Annotated in this window: 28 protein-coding genes; 20 read left to right on the plus strand and 8 right to left on the minus strand. The window is 66.0% G+C overall.

Going from position 1 to position 25,705, the window contains the following annotated elements; translation table 11 throughout:
• Positions 1–148 precede the first annotated feature (148 nt).
• The 6 genes from IEI94_RS10445 to IEI94_RS10470 are packed head-to-tail and all read left to right on the plus strand — an operon-like array spanning position 149 to position 5,362.
• Positions 149–733 (plus strand): Na+/H+ antiporter subunit E, encoded by a 585-nt coding sequence (locus IEI94_RS10445; protein ID WP_191167243.1) that lies wholly within the window; start codon positions 149–151, stop codon positions 731–733.
• Positions 733–1,023, plus strand: coding sequence for a monovalent cation/H+ antiporter complex subunit F (locus tag IEI94_RS10450; protein WP_191167244.1), 291 nt, complete (start codon positions 733–735; stop codon positions 1,021–1,023). The genes IEI94_RS10445 and IEI94_RS10450 overlap by 1 nt, the downstream gene beginning before the upstream one ends.
• On the plus strand, positions 1,016–1,336 hold the full coding sequence (mnhG, locus tag IEI94_RS10455; RefSeq protein WP_191167245.1) for a monovalent cation/H(+) antiporter subunit G: 321 nt from the start codon (positions 1,016–1,018) through the stop codon (positions 1,334–1,336). Before IEI94_RS10450 ends, mnhG begins: the two co-directional genes overlap by 8 nt.
• The gene (locus IEI94_RS10460; protein ID WP_191167246.1) at positions 1,333–2,259 is read left to right on the plus strand and encodes a hydrogenase subunit MbhD domain-containing protein; all 927 of its coding nucleotides are present in this window, start codon (positions 1,333–1,335) and stop codon (positions 2,257–2,259) included. Before mnhG ends, IEI94_RS10460 begins: the two co-directional genes overlap by 4 nt.
• Positions 2,256–2,537 (plus strand): NADH-quinone oxidoreductase subunit K, encoded by a 282-nt coding sequence (locus IEI94_RS10465; protein ID WP_191167247.1) that lies wholly within the window; start codon positions 2,256–2,258, stop codon positions 2,535–2,537. The genes IEI94_RS10460 and IEI94_RS10465 overlap by 4 nt, the downstream gene beginning before the upstream one ends.
• Positions 2,534–5,362: a proton-conducting transporter membrane subunit gene (locus IEI94_RS10470; protein WP_191167248.1), complete on the plus strand. Its 2,829-nt coding sequence runs from the start codon at positions 2,534–2,536 to the stop codon at positions 5,360–5,362. Before IEI94_RS10465 ends, IEI94_RS10470 begins: the two co-directional genes overlap by 4 nt.
• 21 nt (positions 5,363–5,383) lie before the next feature.
• Here IEI94_RS10470 and IEI94_RS10475 read toward each other — a convergent pair whose 3' ends face one another.
• Positions 5,384–5,839, minus strand: coding sequence for a YchJ family protein (locus IEI94_RS10475; protein ID WP_224750058.1), 456 nt, complete (start codon positions 5,837–5,839; stop codon positions 5,384–5,386).
• Between the two features lie 144 nt (positions 5,840–5,983).
• Between IEI94_RS10475 and IEI94_RS10480 the strand changes: the two genes are divergently transcribed.
• The 10 genes from IEI94_RS10480 (at position 5,984) to IEI94_RS10525 (ending at position 18,005) form a co-directional block, all read left to right on the plus strand.
• Positions 5,984–8,755 (plus strand): cation-transporting P-type ATPase, encoded by a 2,772-nt coding sequence (locus IEI94_RS10480; protein WP_191167250.1) that lies wholly within the window; start codon positions 5,984–5,986, stop codon positions 8,753–8,755.
• Between the two features lie 150 nt (positions 8,756–8,905).
• Complete coding sequence (locus tag IEI94_RS10485) at positions 8,906–10,762, plus strand: putative bifunctional diguanylate cyclase/phosphodiesterase (protein WP_191167251.1); 1,857 nt, start codon at positions 8,906–8,908, stop codon at positions 10,760–10,762.
• A 240-nt stretch (positions 10,763–11,002) separates the two neighbouring features.
• The gene (locus IEI94_RS10490) at positions 11,003–11,668 is read left to right on the plus strand and encodes an ABC transporter permease (protein ID WP_191167252.1); all 666 of its coding nucleotides are present in this window, start codon (positions 11,003–11,005) and stop codon (positions 11,666–11,668) included.
• Positions 11,669–11,711: 43 nt separating this feature from the next.
• Positions 11,712–12,863 carry an ABC transporter ATP-binding protein gene (locus tag IEI94_RS10495; RefSeq protein ID WP_191167253.1) on the plus strand — a complete coding sequence of 384 codons (1,152 nt, stop codon included), beginning with the start codon at positions 11,712–11,714 and terminating at the stop codon, positions 12,861–12,863.
• A gap of 4 nt (positions 12,864–12,867) precedes the next feature.
• Positions 12,868–13,611, plus strand: coding sequence for an ABC transporter permease (locus IEI94_RS10500; RefSeq protein ID WP_191167254.1), 744 nt, complete (start codon positions 12,868–12,870; stop codon positions 13,609–13,611).
• 31 nt (positions 13,612–13,642) lie between these two features.
• On the plus strand, positions 13,643–14,524 hold the full coding sequence (locus IEI94_RS10505) for a glycine betaine ABC transporter substrate-binding protein (RefSeq protein WP_191167255.1): 882 nt from the start codon (positions 13,643–13,645) through the stop codon (positions 14,522–14,524).
• A gap of 110 nt (positions 14,525–14,634) precedes the next feature.
• Positions 14,635–15,489, plus strand: a complete 855-nt coding sequence (locus IEI94_RS10510; protein WP_191167256.1) for a nitrilase-related carbon-nitrogen hydrolase — start codon at positions 14,635–14,637, stop codon at positions 15,487–15,489.
• A gap of 113 nt (positions 15,490–15,602) precedes the next feature.
• Positions 15,603–16,001, plus strand: coding sequence for a PA2779 family protein (locus IEI94_RS10515; RefSeq protein ID WP_191167308.1), 399 nt, complete (start codon positions 15,603–15,605; stop codon positions 15,999–16,001).
• Positions 16,002–16,010: 9 nt separating this feature from the next.
• A complete protein-coding gene (locus tag IEI94_RS10520; protein ID WP_191167257.1) occupies positions 16,011–16,994 on the plus strand; it encodes a PA2778 family cysteine peptidase in 984 nt (327 codons plus the stop codon).
• 63 nt (positions 16,995–17,057) lie between these two features.
• A complete protein-coding gene (locus IEI94_RS10525; protein WP_191167258.1) occupies positions 17,058–18,005 on the plus strand; it encodes a 2-dehydropantoate 2-reductase in 948 nt (315 codons plus the stop codon).
• Positions 18,006–18,011: 6 nt separating this feature from the next.
• On the opposite strand, the gene IEI94_RS10530 is transcribed toward IEI94_RS10525, so the two are convergent.
• Together IEI94_RS10530 and IEI94_RS10535 are read right to left on the minus strand one after the other, a co-directional pair.
• Entirely contained in the window at positions 18,012–18,488 is a 477-nt protein-coding gene (locus tag IEI94_RS10530) for a YbhB/YbcL family Raf kinase inhibitor-like protein (RefSeq protein ID WP_191167259.1), read from the minus strand.
• 71 nt (positions 18,489–18,559) lie between these two features.
• Complete coding sequence (locus IEI94_RS10535; protein WP_191167260.1) at positions 18,560–19,198, minus strand: TetR/AcrR family transcriptional regulator; 639 nt, start codon at positions 19,196–19,198, stop codon at positions 18,560–18,562.
• A 70-nt stretch (positions 19,199–19,268) separates the two neighbouring features.
• Between IEI94_RS10535 and IEI94_RS10540 the strand changes: the two genes are divergently transcribed.
• Complete coding sequence (locus IEI94_RS10540) at positions 19,269–19,709, plus strand: secondary thiamine-phosphate synthase enzyme YjbQ (RefSeq protein WP_191167261.1); 441 nt, start codon at positions 19,269–19,271, stop codon at positions 19,707–19,709.
• Between the two features lie 147 nt (positions 19,710–19,856).
• Here IEI94_RS10540 and IEI94_RS10545 read toward each other — a convergent pair whose 3' ends face one another.
• Positions 19,857–20,213 (minus strand): zinc ribbon domain-containing protein YjdM, encoded by a 357-nt coding sequence (locus IEI94_RS10545; RefSeq protein ID WP_191167262.1) that lies wholly within the window; start codon positions 20,211–20,213, stop codon positions 19,857–19,859.
• Positions 20,214–20,349: 136 nt separating this feature from the next.
• Here IEI94_RS10545 and IEI94_RS10550 point away from each other — a divergent pair, with 136 nt between their 5' ends.
• The 3 genes from IEI94_RS10550 to IEI94_RS10560 all read left to right on the plus strand — a co-directional run bounded on the left by IEI94_RS10550 (position 20,350) and on the right by IEI94_RS10560 (position 22,159).
• A complete protein-coding gene (locus IEI94_RS10550; protein WP_191167263.1) occupies positions 20,350–20,553 on the plus strand; it encodes a putative motility protein in 204 nt (67 codons plus the stop codon).
• Between the two features lie 68 nt (positions 20,554–20,621).
• Entirely contained in the window at positions 20,622–21,263 is a 642-nt protein-coding gene (locus IEI94_RS10555) for a DsbA family protein (RefSeq protein ID WP_191167264.1), read from the plus strand.
• A 2-nt stretch (positions 21,264–21,265) separates the two neighbouring features.
• A complete protein-coding gene (locus IEI94_RS10560) occupies positions 21,266–22,159 on the plus strand; it encodes a complex I NDUFA9 subunit family protein (protein WP_191167265.1) in 894 nt (297 codons plus the stop codon).
• A gap of 4 nt (positions 22,160–22,163) precedes the next feature.
• Here the strand turns inward: IEI94_RS10560 and IEI94_RS10565 are convergent, their stop codons facing one another.
• The 4 genes from IEI94_RS10565 to IEI94_RS10580 form a co-directional block, all read right to left on the minus strand.
• Positions 22,164–22,970, minus strand: a complete 807-nt coding sequence (locus IEI94_RS10565) for a hypothetical protein (RefSeq protein ID WP_191167266.1) — start codon at positions 22,968–22,970, stop codon at positions 22,164–22,166.
• Positions 22,971–23,069: 99 nt separating this feature from the next.
• Complete coding sequence (locus IEI94_RS10570; RefSeq protein ID WP_191167267.1) at positions 23,070–24,011, minus strand: pirin family protein; 942 nt, start codon at positions 24,009–24,011, stop codon at positions 23,070–23,072.
• A gap of 119 nt (positions 24,012–24,130) precedes the next feature.
• Positions 24,131–24,754 (minus strand): isochorismate family cysteine hydrolase YcaC, encoded by a 624-nt coding sequence (ycaC, locus tag IEI94_RS10575; protein ID WP_191167268.1) that lies wholly within the window; start codon positions 24,752–24,754, stop codon positions 24,131–24,133.
• A 77-nt stretch (positions 24,755–24,831) separates the two neighbouring features.
• Positions 24,832–25,701: a pirin family protein gene (locus tag IEI94_RS10580; RefSeq protein ID WP_191167269.1), complete on the minus strand. Its 870-nt coding sequence runs from the start codon at positions 25,699–25,701 to the stop codon at positions 24,832–24,834.
• Positions 25,702–25,705 lie beyond the last annotated feature (4 nt).

Below are 25,705 nucleotides of genomic sequence, written 5' to 3' on the forward strand. Positions count from 1 at the left end.
GTCGCCGGTTATCCCGTCGCCTGCGGCGGGCCTCGAACTGTCGCCTGGCGCTCCGCAGCCATCGCAGCGGTCCAGATTGAGCCAGGTCACGGCATCCCCACCGGGACTGTGCTACATCTAGGGGTCATCTCACCCATGGAGGACAGGGATGACCCCACCATCGCCCGCGAACCATCAGCCCCCACCGCCCCCTCGCGGCGGCTCAGACGCGCAAGCACCGCAACGAACTACGACGGGAGACCCCGTCAGCGTCGTCGCATGGGCCGCGGTCCGGCTATCTGCCCGCCGCCTGGCGGGGCTCGCCCTGCTGTGGTGGGTGCTCACCGAGGGCAGCGCCTGGGCCTGGGGCGTCCCGGTGATCCTGATCACCGCCCTGGCCATGCCCCTCAGCGGTCTGTCACGGCTGCACCTGCCCGCCTGCCTGGCGCTCTGCCCAGTGGCGCTATGGCTGGCCCTGCGCGGCGGAGTACAGGTTGCCCTGCTGGCCTGTCGCCCCCGCCTGGACCTTCACAGCGCCGTGATCGACCACCGCTGGTCGTGCCTCCCCGAGGGGCCAGGGCGCCTGTTCATGGCCAGCCTGATCAACCTGATTCCGGGCACCCTGACAGTCCGCCTGGCAGCCGACAGGCTGGTGGTGCATGTGCTGCACCTGACCCCGGCGACGACCCGCGACCTGGCAGTGCTGGAGCGCCGCATCGCCCGCCTGCATGCCGACCAGAAGGAGATCGACTGATGCCGCCTATCCTCGCCGCGATGCTGCTGCTGGCTTGCGCGACGGTTGGCCTGTGGCGGATCTGGCGCGGTCCCACCAGCGTCGACCGCATGCTGGGTGCCGAGCAGCTCAGCACCCTGGCCATCGCCATCCTGCTGCTGCTCGGCACCCGCCTGGCACAACCGGCGCTGGTGGATGTCGCCCTGCTCTTCGGCCTGCTGGCCGCAGTGGCCACCGCAACCTTCGTGACCCGCACCTGGACACGACTGCACGAGGCGCAACGCCGCCCCGAGGAGGCCGAAGGTGACTGAGGGACTCGCCTTGATTGCCCCCTGGCTGATCGCCGCGGGGGTGCTCTTCTTCATGGCCGGAGCCCTTGGCCTGTGGCGCTTTCCCGATGTCTACTCGCGACTGCACGCCCTGACCAAGGCCGATAATCTGGGACTTGGTTTGCTCTGCCTGGGGCTGGCCTGTCAGGCGGCCAGCGTCTCGGCAGCCCTCAAGATCCTGCTGGTCTGGGGACTCGTGCTGGTGGCCTCGAGCATCGGCGCTACCCTGATGGCCTCCACTGCCCTGGCCCGGGGGCTGCGTCCACGGACCCGACGGGGGTCGCGGGATTCGTGAGCACTTTCATCATCGGATTCGACCTGCTGCTGGGTGCCGGCCTGCTGTGGCTGGCCTGGCAGGCACTCTTCCACCCCAAGCCCTTCGCCGCCGTGGTGCACTTCATGGCCTTTGGCCTGGTGATGGCCCTGGTCTGGGTGCGTCTCGAGGCCCTCGATATTGCACTGGCCGAGGCCGCCATCGGCACCGGAGTCACCGGCGCCCTGCTGCTGGCGGCGCTAGGCCGGCTGCCCAATGGCGCGACGCCGCGACTCGCCCTGCGGCCCTGGCAGCGCCCGCCGGTCGCCCTGGCGCTGGGCGTCGTCCTGCTGCTCGGCCTGTGGCTGGCCTGGGTGGCCTGGCAGCTGCCGCGCCCCGGACTCAGCGCCGAGGTGACGGCGGCCCTGCCCGAGAGCGGCGTACGGCACCCGGTCACAGCGGTACTACTGAATCTGCGCGCCCTCGACACGATGCTGGAGTTGGCGGTGATGCTAGGGGCGGTGTGGCTCGTCTGGTCGCTGGGCCCCGAGCTGCGACCCTATGCTCCGGCCACCGCCCTGCCGGGGCTGCCCGCCCTCACCCGGCTGCTGCATCCGCTCTTTCTGATGGTGCCGGCTTACCTGCTCTGGCGGGGCAGCCATGCCCCAGGGGGCGCCTTCCCCGCCGGTGCCGTGCTCGGCGCCGGCGGTGTCCTCCTTTTGCTGGCCGATGCCGTGCCCTGGATGCAACGCCCCGACCGTCAACCGCTGCTGCGCCTGTTGCTGAGCACCGGTCTGGTGCTGTTCCTGGGCCTGGCCCTCGGCGGCCTGCTGCTCACCGGCACCTTCTTCGCCATCCCCGTGGCCATCGCCGCTCTGGCCATCCTCGTCGTGGAGGTGGCGGCGGCACTCTCCATCGCGCTGATGCTGATGGCCTGCTACCTCTACGGGGAGCCGGGACGATGAGCGGTTTCTTCGCGCTGCTCGCCGCGCTGCTGAGCGGCCTGGCGCTGCTCGGGCTGTTTCGCGCCACCAGCCTGTTGCGGCGGATCCTGGCGCTCAACGTGCTGGCCAGTGCGCTCTTTCTGCTGCTGGTGACCCTGGCCCACACCGAGGCGGGACTCGATCCGGTGCCCCATGCCATGGTGCTCACCGGGATCGTGGTGGCGGTAAGCACGACCGCCGCGGCGCTGGCGCTGATACTCCGCGCCACACACTCCCATCACGACGAGAGCGACCCTTGAGCCTGGCCATCTGGTGGCTGCCCGGCACGCTGGTGTTGCCGCTGGGTCTGGCCCTGACCGCCTTCCTGGGGCTGGCCGTCCCACGTACCCAGGTCGCCCTCGCCCTGCTCGGCATCATCATCGGTGCCGTGGGGCTGCTGGCTGGCTGGCCTTCGCTGCCCGTCACGCTGGCGGTGGGCGGGTGGGAGCCGCCACTGGGCATCGCCTGGTGGCTCGATCTACCCGCCGCCGCGCTGCTGGGCATGACCGCCCTGTTGATGGGGCTGGCCAGCCTCTCCCTGCTGGCCGATCCCGACAGCCGCGACGACCGTTTCCTGTGGAGCCTCTGGTGGCTGCTGTGGACCTCCCTCAATGCCCTGCTGCTCGCCAGGGACCTCTTCAGCCTCTATGTGATCCTGGAGCTGATGAGTCTGGCCGCCGTGGGCCTGGTAGCCCGCAGCCATGACGATCCTCACCACCGAGCCGCGTTGCGTTATCTGTTCGCCTCGCTGCTCGGCTCCCTGCTCTACTTGCTCGGCGTCGCCCTGCTCTACGGCCAGACCGGGCTCCTCGACCTGGGCCTGCTGGCCGAGGCAATGTCGACCACCCCGGCGACCCGGCTGGCGGCGGTCATGCTGACCCTGGGGCTGGCGATCAAGGCCGCTCTGGTCCCCCTGCACCTGTGGCTGCCGGCGGCCCACTCCCGCGCCCGGGCGCCAGTCAGCGCTCTGCTCTCCGGCGCGGTGGTGGCCGCGGCGCTGATGGTGCTGTGGCGGCTCTGGCTGGGGCCCCTGGCGCGGCTTGACGGCAGCCTGCGTCCCGCCCTGGCACTGCTCGGAGCCAGCGCACTGATCTGGGGCGGCCTCCAGGCGATGCTGCAGCGCCGCCTCAAGCTGGTGATCGCCTGGTCAACGCTCTCCCAGAGCGGCTATGCCCTGCTGCTGCCGACCCTCGCCGGCGGCAGCTGGCATGGCAAGGCGGCCCAGGGGGCGGTGCTGCTGCTGGTGGCACACGGCCTGGCCAAAGGCGCACTGTTCCTGGCCGCGGGCGCCATCCAGCGAGCCTACGGCCATGACCGCCTGTCGGGGCTCATCGGCAGCGCCCGGCGGGCTCCCCTGGCGTGGAGCATCATCGCCCTGGCCGGGCTCGGCCTTGTGGGGCTGCCGCCCGGGGGCGGCTTCGTCGGCAAATGGTGGCTGCTCGACGCGAGCCTTGCCACTGCCCGCCCCGGCATCGCCGCCCTGCTGCTACTGGGCACTCTGCTCACCGGCGCCTGGCTCTGGCGGCTCGGCGAGCTGGCCCTGCGACCGGCCGAGGCTGTTGCGCTCAGCCGCCGTCCCTGTGGCGTCACCCTCGGCGCTGCCTTGGTCCTGGCACTGCTGAGCTGGCTGGCAGGCCTAGCCGCCCTGGCCTGGCTGCCCGTCTCGCCGCTGCCACGCATCGGTCTCGTCGACGACGCCCGGCCACTGGCACTGGCGGCCGGGGTGATCTGGCCCCTGGCGCTGGCGGCGGCCTGGCGCTGGCCGCTCGCCACCGCTTCGCCGCCGGGGCTCGTCCCCTTGCTGGCCGCCGCCGCCGCCCTTCATCTGCTGGTACTGGTGGCAGACGACCTGCTGAGTTTCCTGGTAGGCGCGAGCCTGCTGAGCCTGGTGGGCTGGGCCATGGTTCGGCTCGATGGGCGCGCCGAGTCGCGACGCGCCGCTGCCGGCTACCTGGCGATGATGCTGCTGGCCGAACTGGCGCTGGTATTGGGCCTGGTATTGGCCTGGCGCGAGGCGTCTTCGCTGCACTTCGCCACGCTGGCCGAGACGGGGCTGTCGATGCCCACCCTGGCAGCCCTGACCCTGGGCTTCGCGCTCAAGGCGGGGTTACCCGGCCTGCACGCCTGGCTGCCCCTGGCCCATCCGGTGGCCCCACCGCTGGCCAGTGCGGTGCTCTCGGGGCTGATCGTCAAGGTGGGAGTCTTGGGTGCGCTACGCCTGCTGCCCGGCGCCGAGGCAGCGACGCCGCTGGCCATCGCGCTGCTGGTGCTGGGCCTGACCGGTGCCGGCTACGGGGCGCTGCGAGGCCTGCTCAGCGCCTCCGCCAAGCGACTGCTGGCCTGGTCCAGTGTCAGCCAGTTGGGGCTGATGGCGACCCTGCTGGGCCTGCTGATGCTGGGTGTCGAGGCCGCCCGCCCCGCCCTGATCCTGCTGGTCGCCACCCACGCCCTGGCCAAGGCCGCGCTGTTCGCCGGGGCCGGCCTCGCCTCACGCGCCGCGCCCGCCGCTCGCCGTCTGGTGCTGGCGGCGCTGCTGCTGCCCGCCCTCACCCTGGCCGGGGTGCCGCCCAGCGGCGGCGCGCTCCTCAAGCAGGGTCTGACCGAGAGCCTCAGCGCCGCCGGGCTGCCCGGCGGACTGGCGACGCTGAGCGGTATCGCCAGCAGCCTGCTGATGCTGCGGCTCTTTCTGTTGCTGGATCGCGGCGCCTCGCCGCCGCAACCGCTGCCCCTCGCGCCCTGGCTACTGGCAGGGCTGTTCGCGCTCGGCACCCTGGCCGCGCTGCTGCCCTGGTGGCTATCCCCGGGCTTGCCAGCGTTGAGGGTGCTCAGCGACGGGCTGCCGGTGCTGTTGGCCCTGGCGCTGGCCGCCCTGCTGCTGGCGGCGACCCCGCTGCACCACCGGGTGAAGGCCGCCCGGCAGCAGCAGAGAGTACGCCAGCGTATTCGGCGTCAGGCCCTGCAGAGCGCGGCGCGGCGCTGGCGGCTCCGACTGCGCCGCGCCGAGGCGTGGCTGGTTCCCTGGCCCGCCTTCGGCGTCAGCCTGGGGCTGGTGGCTCTACTACTGGGAGTCGCCAGCTGGCTCTAACGCATCGCGAAGCGGAAAACGCTAAGTGCCGCCGCAGCAGACCTTGAACTTGCGCCCGCTGCCGCACACGCAGGGATCGTTGCGGCCGGGCTTGAGACGGGCCACGCGCGGGCGACCGTCCAGGTAATACCAGTGCCCCGCCTCGCGAACGAAGCGCGAGGCCTCCTCCAGCGCTGCCCAGCGGCGTCCCTCGCGGAAAGTGGCGCGAAAACGCACATGCCCCTGCGCCCCCGACTCACCGCTCTCCAGCACCTCGAGTCGCACCCAGCGGGTTGACTCGTCACCAGGCAGGCTCGCCGGCCGTGTGGAGGCGTGCCAGGTGGCCAACAGGTAGTCGTCGAGCTGTAGTGCAAAGGCACTGTAGCGCGAGCGCATCAGCGCCTCGGGGGACGGCGCCGGCGTGCCGGCATGGTAGCGCCCGCAGCAGGCCAGGTACGCCTGGCTATCTCCGCAAGGGCAAGGGCGTTGCTTGGCCATCTTGAGGCTCATCCTTATGTCGACTCATTGCAGCGCGCATTCTGACATGCAGACTAGGTCTTAGCATGGCTTGACATGGATCACTGCAGTGCAGCATTGGCTATGCTATACCTGCAGCACACCGATGCCGACAAGGAGGCCAGGATGCCTGACCAGCCGTCGACCCGCTCTGACAGCCAGGACACCACCGCCTGGCATGCGCTTTCCGCGCAAGACGCCCTGCAAGAACTCGATAGCCAAGCCGAGGGGATCAGCGACGCCGAGGCCGAACGTCGACTCGAGCGCTATGGCCCCAACCGGCTGCAGCAGTCCCAGGGGCGCCCCTGGTGGCGACGCCTGCTGGAGCAGTTCAACAATATCCTGATGATGATCCTGCTGGTAGCGGCAGTCGCCAGCCTGGGGCTCGGGCATACCCTCGATGCCGCGGCCATCGTCGGCGTGGTGGTGATCATCGCGCTGATCGGCTTCGTCCAGGAAGGCAAGGCCGAGCAGGCGCTGGACAGTATCCGTAATATGCTCTCGCCACAGGCCAAGGTGCTGCGCAACGGCCAGCGCCAGACCATCGACGCCGAGTCACTGGTGCCCGGCGATATCGTGATGGTCGAGAGCGGCGACAGGGTCCCCGCCGACCTGCGCTTGATCGAGGCCAAGCGACTGCGCACCGAGGAGGCGGCGCTGACCGGCGAGTCGACCCCGGTCGACAAGCAGCTCGAGCCGGTCGAGGCCGACAGTGAGCTCGGCGACCGTACCGCCATGGCCTACGCCAGCACCATCGTCGTCCAGGGCACCGCCCGCGGGCTGGTGGTGGAAACCGGCACGCGCAGCGAGATCGGCCGTATCTCCGAGATGCTGCGCGGCGTCGAACAGCTCAAGACGCCGCTGCTGCGCCAGATCGACCGCGCCGGCCGGGTGCTGGCGCTGTTCATTCTGGGGGCCGCGCTGTTCACCGGGCTATTCGGCATGCTGGTCCACGACCAGCCGCTGGGCGAGATGTTCATGGCCGCGGTGGGCCTGGCCGTCGCGGCGATCCCCGAAGGCCTGCCGGCCATTGTCACCATCGGCCTGGCGCTCGGCGTCCAGGCCATGGCCAAGCGCAACGCCATTATCCGCCGGCTGCCGGCGGTGGAGACGCTGGGCTCGATCTCGACGATCTTCTCCGACAAGACCGGCACCCTGACCCGTAACGAGATGACCGCCCAGTCGATCTGGCTGCCGGAGGGCGAGATCTGCATCGACGGGGTCGGTTTCGCCCCTGAGGGCGAGTTCCACCGCGTGGACGACGGCCAAGCCAGCGAGAGCGCCCTCGATCTCGATGAGCTACCGGCACTGCGACACTTCCTCAAGGTGGGGGTGCTATGCAACGACGCCGAACTCGCCGAGGAGGATGGCCGCTGGCTGATCCACGGCGACCCCACCGAAGGCGCGCTGGTGGTCGCCGCCGCCAAGGCCGGACTCGACGCCCGCGAACTGCGCGGTGACCACGACCGACATGATGCTATCCCCTTCGAGTCCGAACGCAAGTACATGGCCACCCTGCACGAGCTCGACGAGGAGCCGCGACTGCTGGTCAAGGGCGCACCGGACCGGCTGCTGGAGATGTGCCACCGCCAGCGTGGCACTGAGGGTGACAGTGTCGAACTCGACGTGAAGGCGTGGGAAGAGCGCATCCACGCGCTCTCCACCCGCGGCCTGCGGGTACTGGCCCTGGCCGAAAGGACGCTGCCTAACCTCGATGAGTTGAGCGACGAGCACGCCGAGGAGGAGCTGGTGATGCTGGGGCTGGTCGGGCTGCTCGACCCCCCTCGCGACGAGGCGATTCGCGCCGTCAAGCAGTGTCTGGCGGCGGGTATCCGGCCGGTGATGGTCACCGGCGACCACGCCGTGACCGCCCGCGCCATCGCTCAGCAGCTGGGCTTCGCCCAAACCGAGCGGGCATTGACCGGCCGCGAGGTGGAGGCGATGTCGGACGCCGAACTGGAAGATTGCATTCTCGAGGTGGACGTCTTCGCCCGCGCCGCCCCGGAACATAAGCTGCGTCTGGTCAAGGCAATGCAGGCCCGCGGCGGCATCTGCGCAATGACCGGCGACGGGGTCAACGACGGGCCAGCGCTGAAGCGCGCCGACGTTGGCGTGGCGATGGGTATCCAGGGCACCGAGGCGGCCAAGGAGGCCGCCGAGATGGTACTCGCCGACGATAACTTTGCCACCATTGCCGGCGCCATCGAGGAGGGTCGCAAGGTCTACGACAACATCCGCAAGACCATCACCTTTCTGCTGCCCACCAACGGCGGCCAGGGGCTGGCGATCATGCTCGCCGTGCTGGCCGGCACCCTGCTGCCGGTCACCCCATTGCAGGCGCTGTGGGTCAATATGGTGGTGGCGGTCACCCTCGGCCTGGCGCTGGCCTTCGAGGACGCCGAGCCGGACATCATGCAGCGCCAGCCGCGCGATGCCGATGCTGCGCTACTCGACATGTTCCTGCTGTGGCGGGTGGTGTTCGTCTCGGTACTGCTGCTGGCGGGCGTGTTCGGCATGTTCAGCTGGATCCTCAGCCAGGGCGGCAGCGAGGAGCTGGCACGCAGCGGGGCGGTCAATATCCTGGTCACCGGCAGCGCAGCCTACCTGATCAACAGCCGCTACCTGATCAACAGCTCACTCTCCTGGGAAGGGATCTTCGGCAGTCGACCGGTATGGATCGCCATTGGCCTGGTAATGCTGCTGCAACTGGCCTGGACCTACCTGCCCTTTATGCAAATGATCTTCGGCAGCGCCGCATTGGGCCTGAACCACTGGCTGATGATTGTGGCCGCGAGCATAGCGCTGTTCCTTATCGTCGAGCTGGAGAAGTGGGTGCTGCGGCGCCGCGACCGGCATTCTCAACCTGCCGCGGCCAGCGACCCTCCGCAGGTAACTTAAGTGTGCGATGGGTCTCTTACTTTCTACCTTCTGCCGGCAGCAAAAAACTCTCTGGGAGCGGAGCATGTTAAAAAACTGCTACTGTTGAAATGATGGATCGCTTATAAAGTTGAGTGATCGTAATACAACATGGCAGGAGAACCTGGGTTCATGAGCGCTCACTCGACGGACCGGGAGATCGCCCGCCGCGGCAGAATCATTCAGGCGATGCACTTCGCCGCCACTAGTCTGCTGCGCGCGGGTAATGATAGCGACGCTTTGAATGCAGTACTGGCACGCCTGGGTGAGGCCATGATGGTCAGCCGGGTGTATATGTTCCAGGTAGAGCGCCACGCAGAGTCAGGCTGGCTGGCCAGCCAGCGCCTGGAATGGGTGCGTAGCGGCGTCGAGCCGCATATCGACAACCCTGCGCTGCAGAATATGCCGCTGGATGCGCTCGGCGATGGCCGCTGGATACAAGAGTTCAAGCAGGGTCGCGCGATTACTGGCCGGGTGCGCGACATGCCAACCTCTGAGCAGGACGTCCTATTGCCCCTGAACATCGTGTCGTTGGCAGTGATGCCGATCCACGTGGACGATGCCCTGTGGGGCTTCATCGGCCTTGACGACACTGAAACGGAGCATGAATGGTCACACGTCGAGCTCGATGCCCTGCAAATGGTCGGCGACGTACTCGCCGCCAGCATGTCGACTCACCGCTTTCGTCAGCGACTCAACGAGCTGGCCTACTATGACGAGCTCACCGGCCTCTCCAATCGCGCCCTGTTTCTCGAACGCGCCCAACATGCCAAGCACCGCGCCAAGCGCTTCGGGCATAACCTGGCAGTGCTGCTGCTCGATCTAGACCGTTTCAAGGTCATCAACGAAACCCTCGGCCATCGCCACGGCGATGACCTGCTGCGCCAGGTCAGCCTGCGCCTGCAGCAAGGCCTGCGCGCCACCGACACCGTAGCCCGCCTGGGCGGCGATGAGTTCGCGATCCTGCTCGAGGACCTCATCATCCCCCAGGACGCCATGATCATCGCCAGCAAGCTGATCAGTCATTTCAAGCAGCCTTTCACCCTTGGCGACCAGACACCATTCGTCACCACCAGTCTCGGTATCAGCGTCTTCCCCAGCGACGCCGACGATATCACCGAATTGCTCGAGCACGCCGAGGCGGCGATGTACCGCGCCAAGGCGCGCGGCCGCAACTGCTTCGACTTCTATACCACCGAGCTCACCGTCGCCACCCAGACCCAGCTACGCCTCGAAACCGAGCTGCGTTTTGCGCTGGAGCGCAACGAATTCGTGGTCCACTATCAGCCCATCGTGGCCGCCGTCAGCGGTCGCATCATCGGCGCCGAAGCGCTGGTGCGCTGGCAGCATCCCACCCGCGGTCTCACCGCACCGGGACTGTTCCTGGATGCCGCAGCCCACAGCGGCCTGCTGGGCGATATCAGTCAGTGGGTGCTGGAAGACGCCTGTTGCCAAGTCGCCGCCTGGCAGGCCGAGGGACTGATCCTGGAGCGCCTGGCGGTCAATCTGGCCGGCGCCCAGATCGACAGCGGCCAGCTGGTGACCTCAGTCAACCACGCCCTGACCCGCAGCGGCCTCAGCCCAGACAATCTCGAACTGGAGGTCACCGAGACCTTTATCATGCAGCACGCCAAGCGTGCCATCGAGGCCCTCAGCCAGCTCAAGGCTCAGGGCATCAGCCTTGCGATCGACGATTTCGGCACCGGCTATTCGTCACTCAGCCACCTCAAGCGGCTGCCGATTCACAAGCTCAAGATCGACCGCAGCTTCATCTGCGATATCCCCCATGACGATAACGATGCCGCGATTGCCCGTTCGATCATCGCGCTGGCCCACAGTATGGGCCTGACGGTGACCGCCGAGGGTGTCGAGACTCAGGAGCAGCTCGATTTCCTACGCCGTGAGGGATGTGAGGATATCCAGGGCTATCTGATTAGCCGCCCGCTTCCGGCCGAGGACTTCGCTAGACTGCTGGCAACCCCGGCATAATTGCCTCGACACCCAGCTCCGGGGTCTAGCAGTATTATTCATGATTGCAATTTGAAATCGTTATTCATTTTCAAAACAAATAGATACCCACCTTTGCTAGACTTACGTCGTTCCAGTGCGACCCGCTATGCCTCGATCTTAACGACTCGCTCGTGAGCCGCCGTGCGTAATGCGTGCGCTATCACCGGGGGCGTCCACCGTCATCGACCAGCGTCGCCCCCAAACAGGAGGACCCGCCGCGTGGAGCTCATTCAATACGCGCTCGACAATCTCGACCTGCTGGCCAGCCGCAGCCTTGAGCATATCGCTCTGGTCGGCGTAGCAGTGGGTCTGGCTACCCTGACAGGGGTCCCGATTGGCATCGCCATCACCCGTAACGAGCGCCTGGCACGCAACGTCCTCTACGCCGCCTCGATCATCATCACCATTCCGTCCATAGCCCTGTTTGGCATCATGATTCCGATCCTGTCGCTGATCGGTCACGGCATCGGTTATGTGCCAGCGGTAATCGCGGTCCTGCTCTATTCGCAGCTGCCGATCATCCGCAACACCTACACCGCCATCAACAACGTCAACCCGGCGCTGCGTGAGGCCGCCCGCGGCATTGGCATGAGCCCCAACCAGCGCCTACGCATGGTCGAGATCCCGCTGGCGGTGCCGGTGATCATGGCCGGCGTTCGCACCGCCGTGGTACTCAACATCGGCGTGATGGCGATCGCTGCCTATATCGGCGCTGGCGGGCTTGGCACCTTTATCAGCCGTGGCATCTCGCAGTCCGACCCTCGCCAGCTGATCGTCGGCGCGATTGCTGTGAGCCTGCTGGCGATCATTGCCGACTACAGCCTGCTGGCGCTGCAGAAGCGCCTGACGCCCAAGGGCATGGAGCGTGCGGCATCCACCGCCTGACCCCGCCCTGCTCGCGCCACTGCCACCAGACAAGGATTCGCCCATGATTCGACTCGACAGCCTGACCAAGGTCTTCGACACGCCCAAGGGCGCGATAGTCGCCGCCGACCATATCAGCATGGAGGTCCCTGCCGGTGAGATCTGCATCCTGCTCGGCCCCTCGGGTTGCGGCAAGACCACCACGCTGAAGATGATCAACCGAATCGTGCGCCCGACCTCGGGCAAGGTGTTCATCAACGGCGACGACACCACCGGTATGGATACCCAGACCCTGCGCCGCAATATCGGCTATGTGATCCAGCAGATCGGGCTGTTCCCCAACATGACCATTGAGGAGAACATCACCGTGGTGCCGCGCCTGCTGGGCTGGGACAAGGCCCGTTTCCGCGAACGCGCCCGCGAAATGATGGCGATGATCGCCCTCGAGCCGGATGTCTTTCTCAAGCGCTATCCCAGCGAGCTTTCCGGGGGCCAGCAGCAACGCATCGGCGTGGCCCGGGCGCTAGCCGCCGACCCGCCGGTGATGCTGATGGACGAACCCTTCGGCGCCATCGACCCGATCAACCGTGCGGTGATCCAGGATGAATTCCTGAAGATGCAGCAGGCGCTCAACAAGACCATCATGTTCGTCAGCCATGACATCGACGAAGCGATCAAGATGGGGGACCGCATCGCCATTTTCCGCGAAGGGCGGCTGGTGCAGTACGACACCCCCGACGACCTGCTCACCGCGCCCAAGGACGCCTTCGTCGAGTCCTTCCTCGGCGAGGACCGCGCGCTAAAACGTCTTAACCTGGTCAAGGTACGCGAGATCGTCTCCGACGAGATCGGCAGCGTCATCCCCGGCGACACCCTGGAGACCGCCCTGCAGCGTATCGACGACTTCGGCTACTCCAACGCCATCCTGATGGTCAACGACAAGCGCCAGCCGGCCGGCATTGTCAGCCGCGCGGTGGCGCGCACCACCAAGGGCTACTGCCGCGACCACTTTCAGAACGTGCCGGCCTCGGTGCATCTCGACGATGACCTGCGCAAGGTCGCTTCGCTGATGTTCGCCCACGATATCACCTGGCTGCCTTGCGTGGATGACGACGGCCGAGTCTGCGGGCAGATCACCCAGCGCGCCATTACCAGCCACCTGGGCTCGCGCTACCGCGCCCGTCAGGCCGCCGCCGACGCCGCTGCGAAGGAGTGAGCCAATGCCCATCCAGAGCATGAAAGGTGCGCTGCGCGCGCTGCTGCTGGTGGCGATCTTCGCCGCCGGGGTGTGGAGCCACTCGAGCGGCATCATCGACGACTTCCTGTGGCACCTGCCAGACGTCCAGTACCTGGCCGTGGGACACCTGTGGCTGACCGCCGTCTCCGGCGGCCTGGCGATCGGCGTGGCGATTCCGCTGGGCATACTGCTGTCGCGCCCGTCGATGGCGCGCTGGGCCGAAAGCCTGATGCAGGTGCTCAATGTCGGCACCACCATCCCGACGCTGGCAGTACTGGCGCTGTCGATGAGTTTCCTGGGCATCGGCACCGTGCCGGCGATATTCGGGCTGTTTGTCGCCACTCTGCTGCCCATCGCCCGCAACACCTACGCCGGCCTCAAGGGCGTCTCGCCGGCGCTGATGGAGGCCGCCGCGGGCATCGGCATGTCGCCGACACAGCGCCTGTTTCAGGTCGAGCTGCCCAATGCCCTCTACGTGATCTTCGCCGGGATACGCACGGCGCTGGCCATCAATATCGGCACCGTGCCGCTGGCGTTCCTGATTGGCGCGGGCGGGCTCGGCGAACTGATCTTTACCGGCATCGACCTCTACGACCCGGTGATGATGCTGGCCGGGGCCATCCCCACCGCGCTATTGGCGATCTGCGTTGACGCCTTGATCGCCGCCATCGCCTTCTTCGTTGTCCCGCGGGGCGTCAACCCTGCGCGGCAGCCGCAACATCACTAACGACAACATTCCTGACACAAGGAGATAGACCGTGAAATATATCGTTTCTACCCTCTCCGGCCTCGCCCTGGCAGGCGCAGTGACCACCGCCAGCGCCGCCGACCTGGTGGTGGGTGGCAAGAGCTTCACCGAGCAGCAGATCATCGCCCATATGACCAGCCAGTACCTGGAGGCGCTCGGCTACGACATCGATAGCCGCGTTGGTATGGGGTCGGCCGTGCTGCGCCAGGCCCAGGAGAACGGCCAGGTCGACCTCTACTGGGAGTACACCGGTACGTCGCTGATCACCTATAACGACATCAGCGAGCGCCTCGATCCCGAAGAGACCTATGCCCGGGTCAAGGAGCTCGACGCCGAGATCGGTCTGGTGTGGCTCGAGCCTTCCGCGGCCAACAACACCTACGGCCTGGCCATGCGCGAGGACGACGCCGAGGAGCGCGGCATCGTGACCATCTCCGACCTGGCCGCGGCGATTAACGACGGCGACGAGCTGACCCTGGCCTCCAACGTCGAGTTCTACGCCCGCGACGACGGCCTACGGCCGCTGCAGGAAGCGTACGAATTCGAGTTCGGGCGTCCCAATGTCAGCCGCATGGATACCGGCCTTACCTACCCGGCGCTGCGCGACGGCGAGGTCGACGTCTCGGTCGTCTTCGCCACTGACGGGCGCATCCCGGCCTTTGATCTGCGCGTGCTGGAAGACGACCTCGAGTATTTCCCCGCCTACGCCCTCACCCCGGTAATCCGCGAGGAGACCCTCGAGGAGTTCCCCGAGCTCGAAGAGCAGCTCAACGCCCTGTCCGCGCTGCTCGACGATGCCACCATGGCCGAGCTCAACGCCCGGGTCGATGTCGAGCGCGAGACCATCGAGCGCGTCGCCGAGTCCTTCCTCGAGCAGCACGACCTGCTGTAAGGCCCTTCAGCTCCACGCCCATGGCTGGCAGACTATTGCCTAGCCATTCGAGAGGCCGCCCGCGGGCGGCCTCTTTGGGTTGGCCGCCGTTTCTACCCGAGTGACCTCCAATGCCCGACCACGATCATCTCCACGTCGCCGCGGTCCAGCTCGACTGCGAGCTAGGTGACATCGACACCAACCTCGCCCGCCACCGAACGCTGCTCGACGCCGCACGCAACGATGGTTGTGAGCTGCTGGTGTTTCCCGAGCTGTCGCTGACCGGCTACGGCCTCGGCCGCCGCGTGCTGGAGGTCGCCATGCCTGCCAACGATCCACGCCTGGCCGAACTGGCCCACACCTGCGGCCCTATGCGCACGCTGGTAGGATTCGTCGAGGAGGCCACTCCAGGTGAGTGCTACAACGCCGTGGCCGTGCTGCAGGACGGTGCGGTGCAGGCGGTACACCGCAAGCTCAATCTACCCAGCTACGGCGGCCTGGAGGAGGGTAAGTGGTTTACCGCGGGTAGACAGCTCACTCAGTTTGGCGTGGCCGGCGGCTGGACGGCCAGCACGCTGATCTGCGCCGACCTGTGGAACCCGGCGCTGGTACATGCCGCACTGCTGAGCCGCCCGGAGGTACTCTGCGCGCCGATCAACTCGGCCAGCGGCATCGTCAGCCAGGCCTTCTCCAACGAACACAACTGGTCCACCAACCTAGGGTTCTATGCCATGACCTATGGCACGCCGGTGATCATGGCCAACCGCATCGGCAGCGAGGGAAGCAGCATGTTCTGGGGCGGCTCGCGCATTCTCGGCCCGCGCGGCGAAACGCTGGCCGCAGCCAGCGACGGTGAAACCCTGCTCCAGGCCCGGCTCTCACGGCATGCCATCGCCGAAGCACGCTTCGAGCTGCCGACCCACCGCGATGCCGACACGCCGCTGATTCGCCAGCTGCTTGACAAAGAACTGACAAAAAAGGCATGAAAATCATCGGCATCTAATTCTATACTGAGACGGCATCGTCGTATGCACGGATGCAGACTCAAGGATCATCAAGACGCCGGAAGCCACTCCCAAAAGAAAGGAAACATCCCATGATGAAGAAACTCTCTCGAGTCCTCAGCCCGCTGTTGATCGCCTTCCTGGTCCTCGGCAGCATGTCGGTCGCCGCCGCGCCACAGCCCGCGCCCTCCAGTTCGCTGGTCTCTACCCAGGATGCCCTGAGTGCCGATCAGGTCAGCGCCGACCGCGAGCGTATCCATGAGGTACTCGCTCGCCAGGACGTTCAGGATCAGCTCGTCGCCCAGGGCGTCGATCCGGCCGACGTCGAAGCCCGCGTTGCTGCGCTGTCCGACGCCGAAGTGCGCCAGATGGCCGAACAGCTCGACGACCTGCCGGCGGGTGCCAGTGTGGTCGGTGCACTGGTCTTCGTCTTCGTGCTGCTGCTGGTCACCGATCTACTCGGCCTGACCAACGTCTTCCCGTTCACTCGCTGAGGCAGCCGCATGTCTCACCTGCTTGAACGGCCTACGCCGCGATGGCAGCCACAACGGCAAGCATGGAACGCCCGCACTGCGGGCGTTCTGCTGTTGATGGCGGCCCTGCTACTGCTCAGCGGCTGTGCCACCAGTCCGCGCCTGGCCAGTCCCAGCGACATGGGCATCGCCGAGCGCACCTATATCGACGGCGTCCCCTTCCACGCCCAGCGCGAGTATCAGTGCGGCCCCGCTTCACTGGCCATGGTGCTCAACTATTCCAACGTCGATGTCAGCGTCGACACCTTGATTCCCCAGGTCTTCCTGCCCAACCGCGACGGCAGCGTGCAGCCCGAGATGCAGTCCACCGTGCGTCGCTACGACCGCGTCAGTTTCGTGCTCGACGGCAACTTCCCGTCACTGCTCAAGGAGCTCGATGCTGGCCATCCGGTGGTGGTGATGCAGAATCTATCGCTGCCCGCCTGGCCGATGTGGCACTACGCGGTGGCGATCGGCTATGACCTCGACGAGCAGCTGATGACCCTGCATAGCGGTGAGGAGGCCGATCGACAGGAGTCGTTCCGCCGCTTCGACGCCACCTGGGCACGCAGCGAGCGCTGGGCGATGGTCGCCCTGCCCCCCGGCGACTTGCCGGTAAGCGTGGGGCCGCGGCGCGCCATGGACGCTATCGCGTCCTTTGAGCAGGCCAACGATGCCAGGGCGGCGCTACCCGCCTGGCATGCGGTCACCGAGCGCTGGCCGCAGGACGCCATGGCCTGGTTTGCTCAAGGCAATGCCGAGCACAGCGCCGGTGATCCCGAAGCCGCTGCCGAGGCGTTCCGCCATGCCACCGAACAGCAGCCGGATATGGCCGTTGCCTGGCTCAACCTGGGGCTGACCCTCGAAAGCCTTGGCGAGCGTGACGAGGCCCATCTGGCACTCCAGCAGGCCGCCACTCTGCCCAGCCACTGGCAGGCGGATGCCGAGGAAGCCCTGCGTCGCTTCAGAGACTAACCTCACAACCACACCCCTTAGCCACGCTCACTCGCGAGTGAGCGTGCCATTCAGGAGATCCCCATGCGCATCGCGATCTACGGCACCGGTGGCGTTGGCGGTTACTTTGGCGGCCGTCTCGCCGCCGCCGGCCAGGACGTCACCTTCATCGCCCGCGGCGAGCATCTCGCCGCCATCCAGCGCGACGGCCTCAAGGTCCACAGCATCCAGGGCGATTTTCAGGTCGCCCCGGCTCAGGCCAGCGACGACCCGGCGAGCATCGGCCCGGTCGACCTGGTGATCGTCGCAGTCAAGGCCTGGCAGGTCGCCGATGCCGCGGCGGCCATGGCCCCTCTACTCGGCCCCGACACCTGCGTGCTGCCTCTCGAGAACGGCGTCGAGGCCGCCGATCAGCTGGCCCGGGAGGTGGGAGAAGCGCGGGTCATCGGCGGGCTGTGCGGCATCCTTGCCTGGCGCGAGGCCCCGGGGGTGATTCGCCACGCCGGCATCGAGCCCTTTATACGCCTCGGCGAGCTCGACAACCGCAAGAGCGAGCGCGTGGCCGCCATCCGCGAGTGCCTGTCAGCCGCCGAGGGCATCACCGCCGAGGTCGCCGAGGATATCCAGGTAGCGACCTGGAGCAAGTTCCTGTTCATCTGCGCGATGAGCGGGATCGGCAGCATTGCGCGAGCCCCGATCGGTGTGACTCGCCGCCTGCCCGACAGCCGCGCCTTGATCGAATCGATTCTCGAGGAGATCTACCAGGTGGGATTGGCCAAGGGGGTCGCACTGCCCGACGATGCCGTGGCTCGGGCAATGAAATTCATCGACGCCCTGCCGGAGAAGAGCACCGCGTCGATGCAGCGCGATATTGTCGGCGGACGGCCGTCCGAGCTGGATTCCCAGAACGGCGCCGTGGTGCGCCTGGGCATCGAGCTCGGCGTGGCCACACCGGTCAACCGAGTGATTCACGCCGCGCTATTGCCCCAGGAACTGGCGGCGCGGGAGGCCGCCGAGTCGCGGCCTGCCTGAGGCGCCTCAGTCGCGCTGGTAGGTGCCGACCAGACGGTTCATGCCGAGCAGATGCGGCTCGACTCTTTCGAGTAGCTGAGTGAGGGTCAATCCGGCAGGCAGGTCTAGCTCAGTGTCCAGCGCCAGCACCCAGAAGTAGTAGAGGTGCAGGCCATGCCCCTCCGGGGGCATTGGCCCCATATAGTCGTTATTGCCGCGATCGTTGACGCCGGCAGTGCCCTTGTCGGTGGCTTCCTCCAGCGAGGTTACCGATCCCGGCAGGTTATACAGCACCCAGTGCACGAAGCCGTACTGCCCCTCCTTGACCAGCGGCGCGTCAGGGTCGTGACAGATCACCGCATAGCCTTTGGTACCCTCCGGCGCCCCCGACCAGCTGAGTGCCGGCGAGACGTTGTCGCTCTCGCCGGTGTATTTGCTGGGGATCTTGCCGTGGGCGGCAAAGGCTGAACTCTCCACCTGCATGGTAGACAAAGCGAATGCCATCGTAGGCGTCCTCCTTGGTTGCGCGTGGAATGTAATGAGGCTTCACAGCATCAAAGAAGCCACTGCCGCTGTCAACGCTTCGAGACGGGCTCGGCAGGCGTACCCCAGCGCCGCTGCAGCATGCTCTCGGCACGCCGCAGCCGCTTGTCGAGATAACGCCGAGTCTCCTGCTGGCCCGGCGTTTCATCGTGGGCCCAGACACGCAGCGTGGCGACGAACAGCGCGGTCAAGCCGATCTCCTCGAGCTGTGCGCGGCGGGTGCCATAGCGCGCCTCGAGCATCGCCGCCTCGCGCAGCCACTGAATCGTACGCGAGAGATCGAAGACCATCGGCACCCAGGTATGCAGATGCGGGAGATGCGCCTTGGTGCGCAGCATCTCCACGCTGACACGGCGGTGGGCGGCCAACGCATCGAACCAGGCCAGCAGGCAGTGTTCGATGCGCTCACGAGCCGCCCAGGCGGTGAAGCCGGCGGGCTTGTCGGCGAGCATGGCGCGCCAGCCGCGCAGAAACCAGGCGTCGGCCACGGCATCGAGATCGCGGTAGTGGTCGAGTACCGCATTAGCCGGCACGTCCAGTGCCGCGGCCACACGGGTCAGCTCGACGGCTTCCCACCCCTCGTCTTCTGCCATCTCAAGTGCCTGGCGGAGAATGCGCTCGGCGAGGGGATCCTCGACGGCTGCTTCACGGTGTACTGGCGTCATTGCCATGGGTGTCCTCCTGACGCGATCTTGCCTGTGCTATTACCATAGGCCCCATCACCTGCCAGAGGAAACCGCCATGTGGCATCAAACCGAGATTCGCCTTGCCGCCCGCTCGCGCGGCTTTCATCTGATTACTGATGAGATAACCGCCGGGGTAGCGGCGCTCGGCGAGTGCGAGGTGGGCCTGCTGCACCTGCAGCTGCTACACACCTCGGCATCGTTGACGCTCAACGAGAATGCCGACCCCGACGTACGCCACGACATGGACGCCTTCCTGCGCCGCCTGGTGCCCGGCGACCTGCCCTATTTTCGGCATACCCTGGAGGGCCCCGATGATATGCCCGCCCATGTGGCGGCGAGCCTGTTCGGCACCCAGTTGACCCTGGCGGTGCGCGGCGGACGCCTGGCCACCGGCACCTGGCAGGGGATCTGGCTCGGCGAACATCGCGACCACGGCGGGCCCCGGCGTCTGATCGCCACCCTTAACGGCGAGTCACCCAAGAATAGGAAACGCTGAATAAATCGACGAGCGGGATGAAGCACAAGGCGCACGGAGCACAGAAACCGGAGCCTATGGGGTATAGGTGAGGATTTCGACCGGGCTGGCGCACCAGCACCGCGCAACGCAGTGATTCGCCCGCGCAGGCATTTATGCAGTGTTTCCTCAGGCTTTCTTGACGAAGGCCGAGGTAAGCTTTATTGGCCCAATGCCCTCCACCTTGCAATCCAGGTTGTGGCCGCCCTCGGCATCGCCCTCGATCAGTCGTACACTCTTGACCTTGGTGCCCACCTTGATCACCGAGGAGGAGCCCTTGACCTTGAGATCCTTGATCACCGTCACGCTATCGCCGTCGGCGAGCAGATTGCCGTTGGCGTCGCGCGCCTCCAGCACGTCTTCGCCACTGTCAGCCGCCTCTTCCCCAGGCGCCCACTCGTGGCCGCACTCGGGGCACACATATTGAATACCGTCGTGATAGGTGAACTCGGACGCGCAGGCGGGACAGTTGGGCAGTTCGCTCATGGCAGGCTCCTGGTGAGAGTAGTGGCAAAGCTCGCAAGCCTACACCGACGCAGAGACAGGCTCCACTGCCGCCTTTGCAAGCAGAAGTCCAGGCTGCTAGGTTGGCGCAGTACACATGGCATTAGGAGGTAAGCGGATGGATCCAGCCATCAACAGCGCCGTCAGCGAGTCGCTGGTCCTGCAGCAGGCCCAGGCCGCCCAGCAAGCGCAGATGCAGGTGTTCCGTGAAGCACTGGATACCCAGCAGCAACAGGTCACTGCCTTGATGGAGTCCGCATCGGCAGAGCCCCAACTCGCCAGCGAAGGACATATCGGGACCTTGATCAACACCACGGCCTGAGCTTCCATCGCTAATTCATCGCCACGAGCCCCGGCAGTCCCGGCGGCTCGTTTTCGTACGAGTCTGTCATGAACCACGCTCCCGTTAGCCTCGACGTCTTCAGCGACTATGTATGCCCCTTCTGCTATCTGGAGGAGCCTGAGATCGACGCCTTGAGCGCGCGTTTCGGTGATCGGCTGACGATCCGCTGGCGCGCCTTCGAGCTGCGCCCGGCACCGGAGCAGACTCTCGACCCCGACGGCGACTATCTGCACGATATCTGGGAGCGCGCCGTCTACCCCATGGCCAGGGAACGCGATATGACCCTGCGCCTGCCAAGAATCCAGCCCCGCTCGCGGTTGGCCCACGAGGCCAGTGCCTGGGCCGAGGCGCAATCCTGTGAAGCCGGCGCCGCACTGCGCCATGCGCTGTTTCGCGGTTTCTTCGAAGACAGCCTCGACCTAGCCGACAGCGCGGCGCTGTGTGATACCGCCGCATCGCTGACATGCTCGCTGGACGTCGACGATCTACGCCAGGCGCTGGCAGAGGGGCGCTATACCCAACAGGTACTCAATGATCAGCAAACGGCGGGCGAGCTTGGTATCCAAGGCGTGCCAGGGCTGCGCTTCTCCCTTGACGGCGAGCACGCCGGGATTCTCGAGGGCGCCCAGCCACGCCGCCAGCTGCTGTTGGCCGTGGAGCGCCTGCTGGACCTGATCCAGCAGCGCTGATCATGTCACCGCGTCTCATCACGGTACTCGGCGGTACCGGCTTTGCCGGTCGGGCTATCGTTCGCGAGCTTATCGAGAGCGGCCACCATGTGCGCCTCGCGGCGCGTCGACCTGCGCTACCCGCCTGGTACGACGATGGTGATCCGCTAAGCCTGGTGACAACCGACATCCGCGACGAGGCGAGTGTCAGCGTTGCGCTGGAGGGGGCCGACGGGGTGGTCAATGCGGTGAGTGGCTATGTGGAAACCCGGGAAGCAACATTCCAATCGATCCACGTGGACGGCGCGGCGCGGGTGGCCCGACTGGCTCGTCGAGCTGGCCTGTCGCAGTTGGTGCAGATTTCCGGCATCGGCGCCAGTCACGACTCGCCGTCGGCCTACGTGCGGGCTCGCGCCGCTGGCGAAGTTGCCCTGCTTGAGCACTTCCCCAAGGCGACGATCCTGCGCCCAAGCGTGCTGTTCGGGCCAGACGACGCCTTTCTCGCTTCGCTGCAGCGACTGGCGCGGCTACCGCTGATTCCACTGTTCGGCCGCGGCCAGACACGCCTGCAGCCGCTGCATGTCGATGACCTGGCGCGTGCCGTAGGTCGACTATTCTCTTCCACTCCACCGGCACACCGGCTGTTCGAACTGGGCGGCCCCGAGGTACTCAGCTACCGCGAGATCCTCGAACGAGTGATGAACGCTCAGGGGCAGCGCAAGCCGCTGCTGCCGGTTCCGTTTACGCTGTGGCGGCTGTTGGCCGCGCTGCTTGGGCGCCTGCCCAACCCACCGCTGACCCTCGACCAGGTGCTGCTAATGCAGCAGGACAATGTGGTCAATGCCGAGGTCGGGCACTTCGATGACCTCGGCATCCTGCCCCGCGCGCTAGAAGAGACACTGACCGCGGTGCGCTGAGTGACTAGCGCGATAGCACCGGCATGGCCCCGCCACAGCCGTCGAAGACCTCACCATCGCGGGTGACCCGCACCGAAGTCTCGAACGGCGCACCGCTCATGCTGTCGCGACACGCCTCGGGGGTGATCACCACGCGCAGGTAGTTGCCCTGGGTGGTAGCGTGATAGACCCGCGAGCCTTCGCGGCTACCCTCTTCGGGCTCGGGAAGTTCGGTGCTTACGTCGCGGTCGTCGAAGGGCACCGAGAGACGCATGCCTGACTCGGTGATGGCCAGATTCCAGGCCGGCTCGGTACCGGTAGCGCGGAAGCCATCGTCGCGCTCCAGCTCGAAGAGCACGCCGTCCCATGGCGCCAGCGCGCGGGTATCGCTAAGCATCAACAGGGTACCGCCCAGTGTCGCCCAGTCCCCGTCGTCGCAGTCGAGGCGGTGACGCGCGACCTGCTCGCGCCCCTCGAGAGGCTCCAGATCGCCCTCCTGGAGCTGGAAATCATTGCGCACCTGGTTGACCGGCAGCACCTCACCGATATGCGTAAGCGACTCGCAGTAGTGCTCGCCGAGGGCCAACCAGTCGTCGCTGATCCGCAGCCTAGCGCCGAGCCAGCTGTCGGCCTGTTCCGCGCTCATGGCGCTGACGCCGGGCTGATGAAAATCCACTACCCGCCATTCACCGACGAGCGCCGTATAGTCGCGACTCAGGTCGCTCTGCGCGGTGTCATCAGTACTTTGCCCCGGGGCATCCTGCTCACTGCCGCAGGCACTGAGACCCGCGATCATCAGCGACGCCGCCATCATCCGTAATGCCTTGTTCAAGGTCTGACTCCTAGCCGTTTGCCATCTTCCGCCTCTGCGGGACAGCTAGCATAGCGCATCTCAGTGCCCCCATCGCCATCTGGGGAGCGACCAGATGCCTCATACCTTCCACGGCAGTGGCGGCGGCATCAGACGCTCGCCGGGATAGTCCGGGATCTGGCCGAAGCGCTCGCTGCCGGCTTCCCAGTCGCGCTGCGCCTCGGCAATCTCGGCCTTGCTGTGACCGACGAAATTCCACCAGATCAGCACCTCTTCTGCCAGCGGCTCGCCGCCGATCAAGATCGCACGACTGCCCGCGGGAAAACCGATTTGGACGCCGCTGCGGCCAAGCCCCAGATAGGCCAGCTCGTTGGTGGCGAAGGCGTCGCCATCCAGGGTCAGCTCGCCCTCCAGCGGCAGCAGCGCATACTCGAAGTCGTCGCGCAGCGGCAGATCCAGTGTAGTCGCCAGAGAGGCGGCGAGATCAATGCCAACCAGCGGCGAGAAAGCCAAGGTCGGCGCCGTATGACCAGCAAACTCGCCGATCAGCAGGGTCAGCTCCGCACCACGCTCCTGCCAGCGCGGCAGGTCGGGATAGTGGTCGAAGCGCGGCGCAGTATCGCGACTCGCCTCGGGCAGGGCGATCCATAGCTGGGCAGCATGCAGCTGGGGCTCATCCGGCAGTGACTGCTCGGTATGGCTGATGCCGTGGCCGGCGGTCATCAGGTTGACCTGCCCCGGGCGAATCACCTGCTCGCTACCCAGACTATCGCGATGCAACACCTCACCCGCGATCATCCAGGTGAAGGTCTGCAGGCCGATATGGGGATGCGGCCCGACCTGGAGCCCGGCACTCTCGCCCTTGAACACCGCAGGACCGGCATGATCGAGGAAGCACCAGGCACCGACTAGCCGCCGCTCCCGTGTCGGCAGCACGCGGTTGACCGGAATACCGCCAACATCGGCGCTGCGCGGCGCCACATGCTGTATCTGACGTTTGCCATCCACCACCGGACAATCCAGCGACGATGACAGTTTTCGGTCGTTGACGAGATTGCTCATGGGAGCCTCCTGTGAGCGGAATCAGGCAGTGCATCATCGGCACTCTCTAGAGCCAAAAAGCATCTAACGTGAGCCGAGCAGCTCCAACCTGCGGTGAGCCACTCGGCAGCACTGACGAGTTATGACGAACTCTGCTGTGCGTAGCTCTGCATCAGGTTGGCATAGGCCGGCAGATGACTCGACAATAATCCTCCAAACCCTTCGATATCATTACGCCAGTCACGATGCAGTTCGCAACCGGCCCCGAACCAGGTCACCAACTGAGCCCCTGCCTGTGACATTCGATCCCAGGCAGCGTCGCGAGTGGTCTTGTTGAACGTGCCGGAGGCATCGGTCACAACGAAGACTTCATAGCCCTCCTCCAGGGCCGACAGGGTCGGGAAGGCGACGCATACCTCGGTCACGACACCAGCAATCAACAGCTGCTTCTTGCCAGTCGCCTTGATCGCTGCGACGAACTCCTCGTTGTCCCAGGCATTGATCTGGCCAGGACGCGCAAAGTATGGCGCGTCGGGGAATGTCTCTACCAGCTCGGGCACCATGGGTCCGTTAGGACCATCCTCGAAGCTGGTGGTAAGGATTGTCGGAATATCAAAGAACTTGGCGATGTCGGCCAACGCCAGTACATTGTTCTTGAAATCGTCTGGACTGAAGTCCCGCACCAGCGAGAGCAGCCCCGCTTGATGATCCACTAGAAGCAGCGCGACATCATCCTTGTCGAGTCGATGGTAGGCATAAGACATGGTGTATCTCCTCTTCCTCGTTTAGAAAACGCCCGACCATCACATAGCCGGGCATATGCCAGCGGCAACCTTGCACGTTAGCCTTTCAGGGCGCCGTACTTGCCTTGCTGGAAGTCGGTGAAGGCGTGCTGAATCTCCTCCACGCTGTTCATCACAAAAGGCCCGTGTCCCACCACCGGCTCGTCGATGGGCTCACCGCTGAGCAGCAGCAGCTTGGCCTCGTTGTTGGCTTGCAGGCGCAACATGTCGCCCTCACGGCCATGCAGTGCCACGCTTGGGCCCCGAACCAGCGACTCGCCGTTGACCATCACGGTACCGCTCAGTACCACCAGCAGGGTGGTATGGCCTACCGGCACCGCTAGCTGGGTGTCTGCGCCAGTGCTCAGGCGCAGATCCCAGACATTGAGGTCGGTAAAGGTGCGAGCCGGCCCGCGCTGTCCCTCATAGTGGCCAGCCACCACCCGCACGCGACCTGCGCCATCGGGCAGTATCACCTCGGGAATGCTGTCGGCCAGCAGGGTCTGGTAGTTCGCCGGTGCCGACTTGTGGCGCGCCGGAAGGTTGACCCACAGCTGCACCATCTCCATGGTCCCGCCCCGCTCGGTGAAGTCGCGAGAGTGAAACTCTTCGTGCACGATGCCGGCGCCAGCCGTCATCCACTGCACGTCACCTTCACCGATCAACCCGCCACTGCCGGTGGAGTCGCGATGCTCGAGCTCGCCCTGGCAGACCAGCGTTACCGTCTCGAAGCCGCGATGCGGGTGCTGGCCAACGCCTCGCTGACCGCCCCCGGCGGAGAAGTCGAACGGTGCGGCATAGTCGAGCATCAGGAACGGGCTGATATGCTCGGCGCCCATGCGGTCGTAGTTGAACAACGTACGCACCGGGAAGCCGTTGCCCACCCAGTGGCCATTGGCGGCGCTATATACCCCCTGGAGTGTCTTCATGTGT

This window comes from Halomonas sp. ML-15, from assembly GCF_014779595.1.
In the GTDB taxonomy this organism is placed as follows: domain Bacteria; phylum Pseudomonadota; class Gammaproteobacteria; order Pseudomonadales; family Halomonadaceae; genus Franzmannia.

Coding starts and splice junctions, on each gene's coding strand:
- IEI94_RS10520 (WP_191167257.1), top strand. CDS start 16,011: ATGTCTCACCTGCTTGAACGGCCTACGCCGCGATGGCAGCCACAACGG.
- IEI94_RS10540 (WP_191167261.1), top strand. CDS start 19,269: ATGTGGCATCAAACCGAGATTCGCCTTGCCGCCCGCTCGCGCGGCTTT.
- IEI94_RS10580 (WP_191167269.1), bottom strand. CDS start 25,701: ATGAAGACACTCCAGGGGGTATATAGCGCCGCCAATGGCCACTGGGTG.
- IEI94_RS10500 (WP_191167254.1), top strand. CDS start 12,868: ATGCCCATCCAGAGCATGAAAGGTGCGCTGCGCGCGCTGCTGCTGGTG.
- IEI94_RS10515 (WP_191167308.1), top strand. CDS start 15,603: ATGAAGAAACTCTCTCGAGTCCTCAGCCCGCTGTTGATCGCCTTCCTG.
- IEI94_RS10525 (WP_191167258.1), top strand. CDS start 17,058: ATGCGCATCGCGATCTACGGCACCGGTGGCGTTGGCGGTTACTTTGGC.
- IEI94_RS10550 (WP_191167263.1), top strand. CDS start 20,350: ATGGATCCAGCCATCAACAGCGCCGTCAGCGAGTCGCTGGTCCTGCAG.
- IEI94_RS10570 (WP_191167267.1), bottom strand. CDS start 24,011: ATGAGCAATCTCGTCAACGACCGAAAACTGTCATCGTCGCTGGATTGT.
- IEI94_RS10510 (WP_191167256.1), top strand. CDS start 14,635: ATGCCCGACCACGATCATCTCCACGTCGCCGCGGTCCAGCTCGACTGC.
- IEI94_RS10450 (WP_191167244.1), top strand. CDS start 733: ATGCCGCCTATCCTCGCCGCGATGCTGCTGCTGGCTTGCGCGACGGTT.
- ycaC (WP_191167268.1), bottom strand. CDS start 24,754: ATGTCTTATGCCTACCATCGACTCGACAAGGATGATGTCGCGCTGCTT.
- IEI94_RS10485 (WP_191167251.1), top strand. CDS start 8,906: ATGAGCGCTCACTCGACGGACCGGGAGATCGCCCGCCGCGGCAGAATC.
- IEI94_RS10495 (WP_191167253.1), top strand. CDS start 11,712: ATGATTCGACTCGACAGCCTGACCAAGGTCTTCGACACGCCCAAGGGC.
- IEI94_RS10445 (WP_191167243.1), top strand. CDS start 149: ATGACCCCACCATCGCCCGCGAACCATCAGCCCCCACCGCCCCCTCGC.
- IEI94_RS10560 (WP_191167265.1), top strand. CDS start 21,266: ATGTCACCGCGTCTCATCACGGTACTCGGCGGTACCGGCTTTGCCGGT.
- IEI94_RS10555 (WP_191167264.1), top strand. CDS start 20,622: ATGAACCACGCTCCCGTTAGCCTCGACGTCTTCAGCGACTATGTATGC.
- IEI94_RS10480 (WP_191167250.1), top strand. CDS start 5,984: ATGCCTGACCAGCCGTCGACCCGCTCTGACAGCCAGGACACCACCGCC.
- IEI94_RS10530 (WP_191167259.1), bottom strand. CDS start 18,488: ATGGCATTCGCTTTGTCTACCATGCAGGTGGAGAGTTCAGCCTTTGCC.
- IEI94_RS10545 (WP_191167262.1), bottom strand. CDS start 20,213: ATGAGCGAACTGCCCAACTGTCCCGCCTGCGCGTCCGAGTTCACCTAT.
- IEI94_RS10535 (WP_191167260.1), bottom strand. CDS start 19,198: ATGGCAATGACGCCAGTACACCGTGAAGCAGCCGTCGAGGATCCCCTC.
- IEI94_RS10465 (WP_191167247.1), top strand. CDS start 2,256: ATGAGCGGTTTCTTCGCGCTGCTCGCCGCGCTGCTGAGCGGCCTGGCG.
- IEI94_RS10475 (WP_224750058.1), bottom strand. CDS start 5,839: ATGGCCAAGCAACGCCCTTGCCCTTGCGGAGATAGCCAGGCGTACCTG.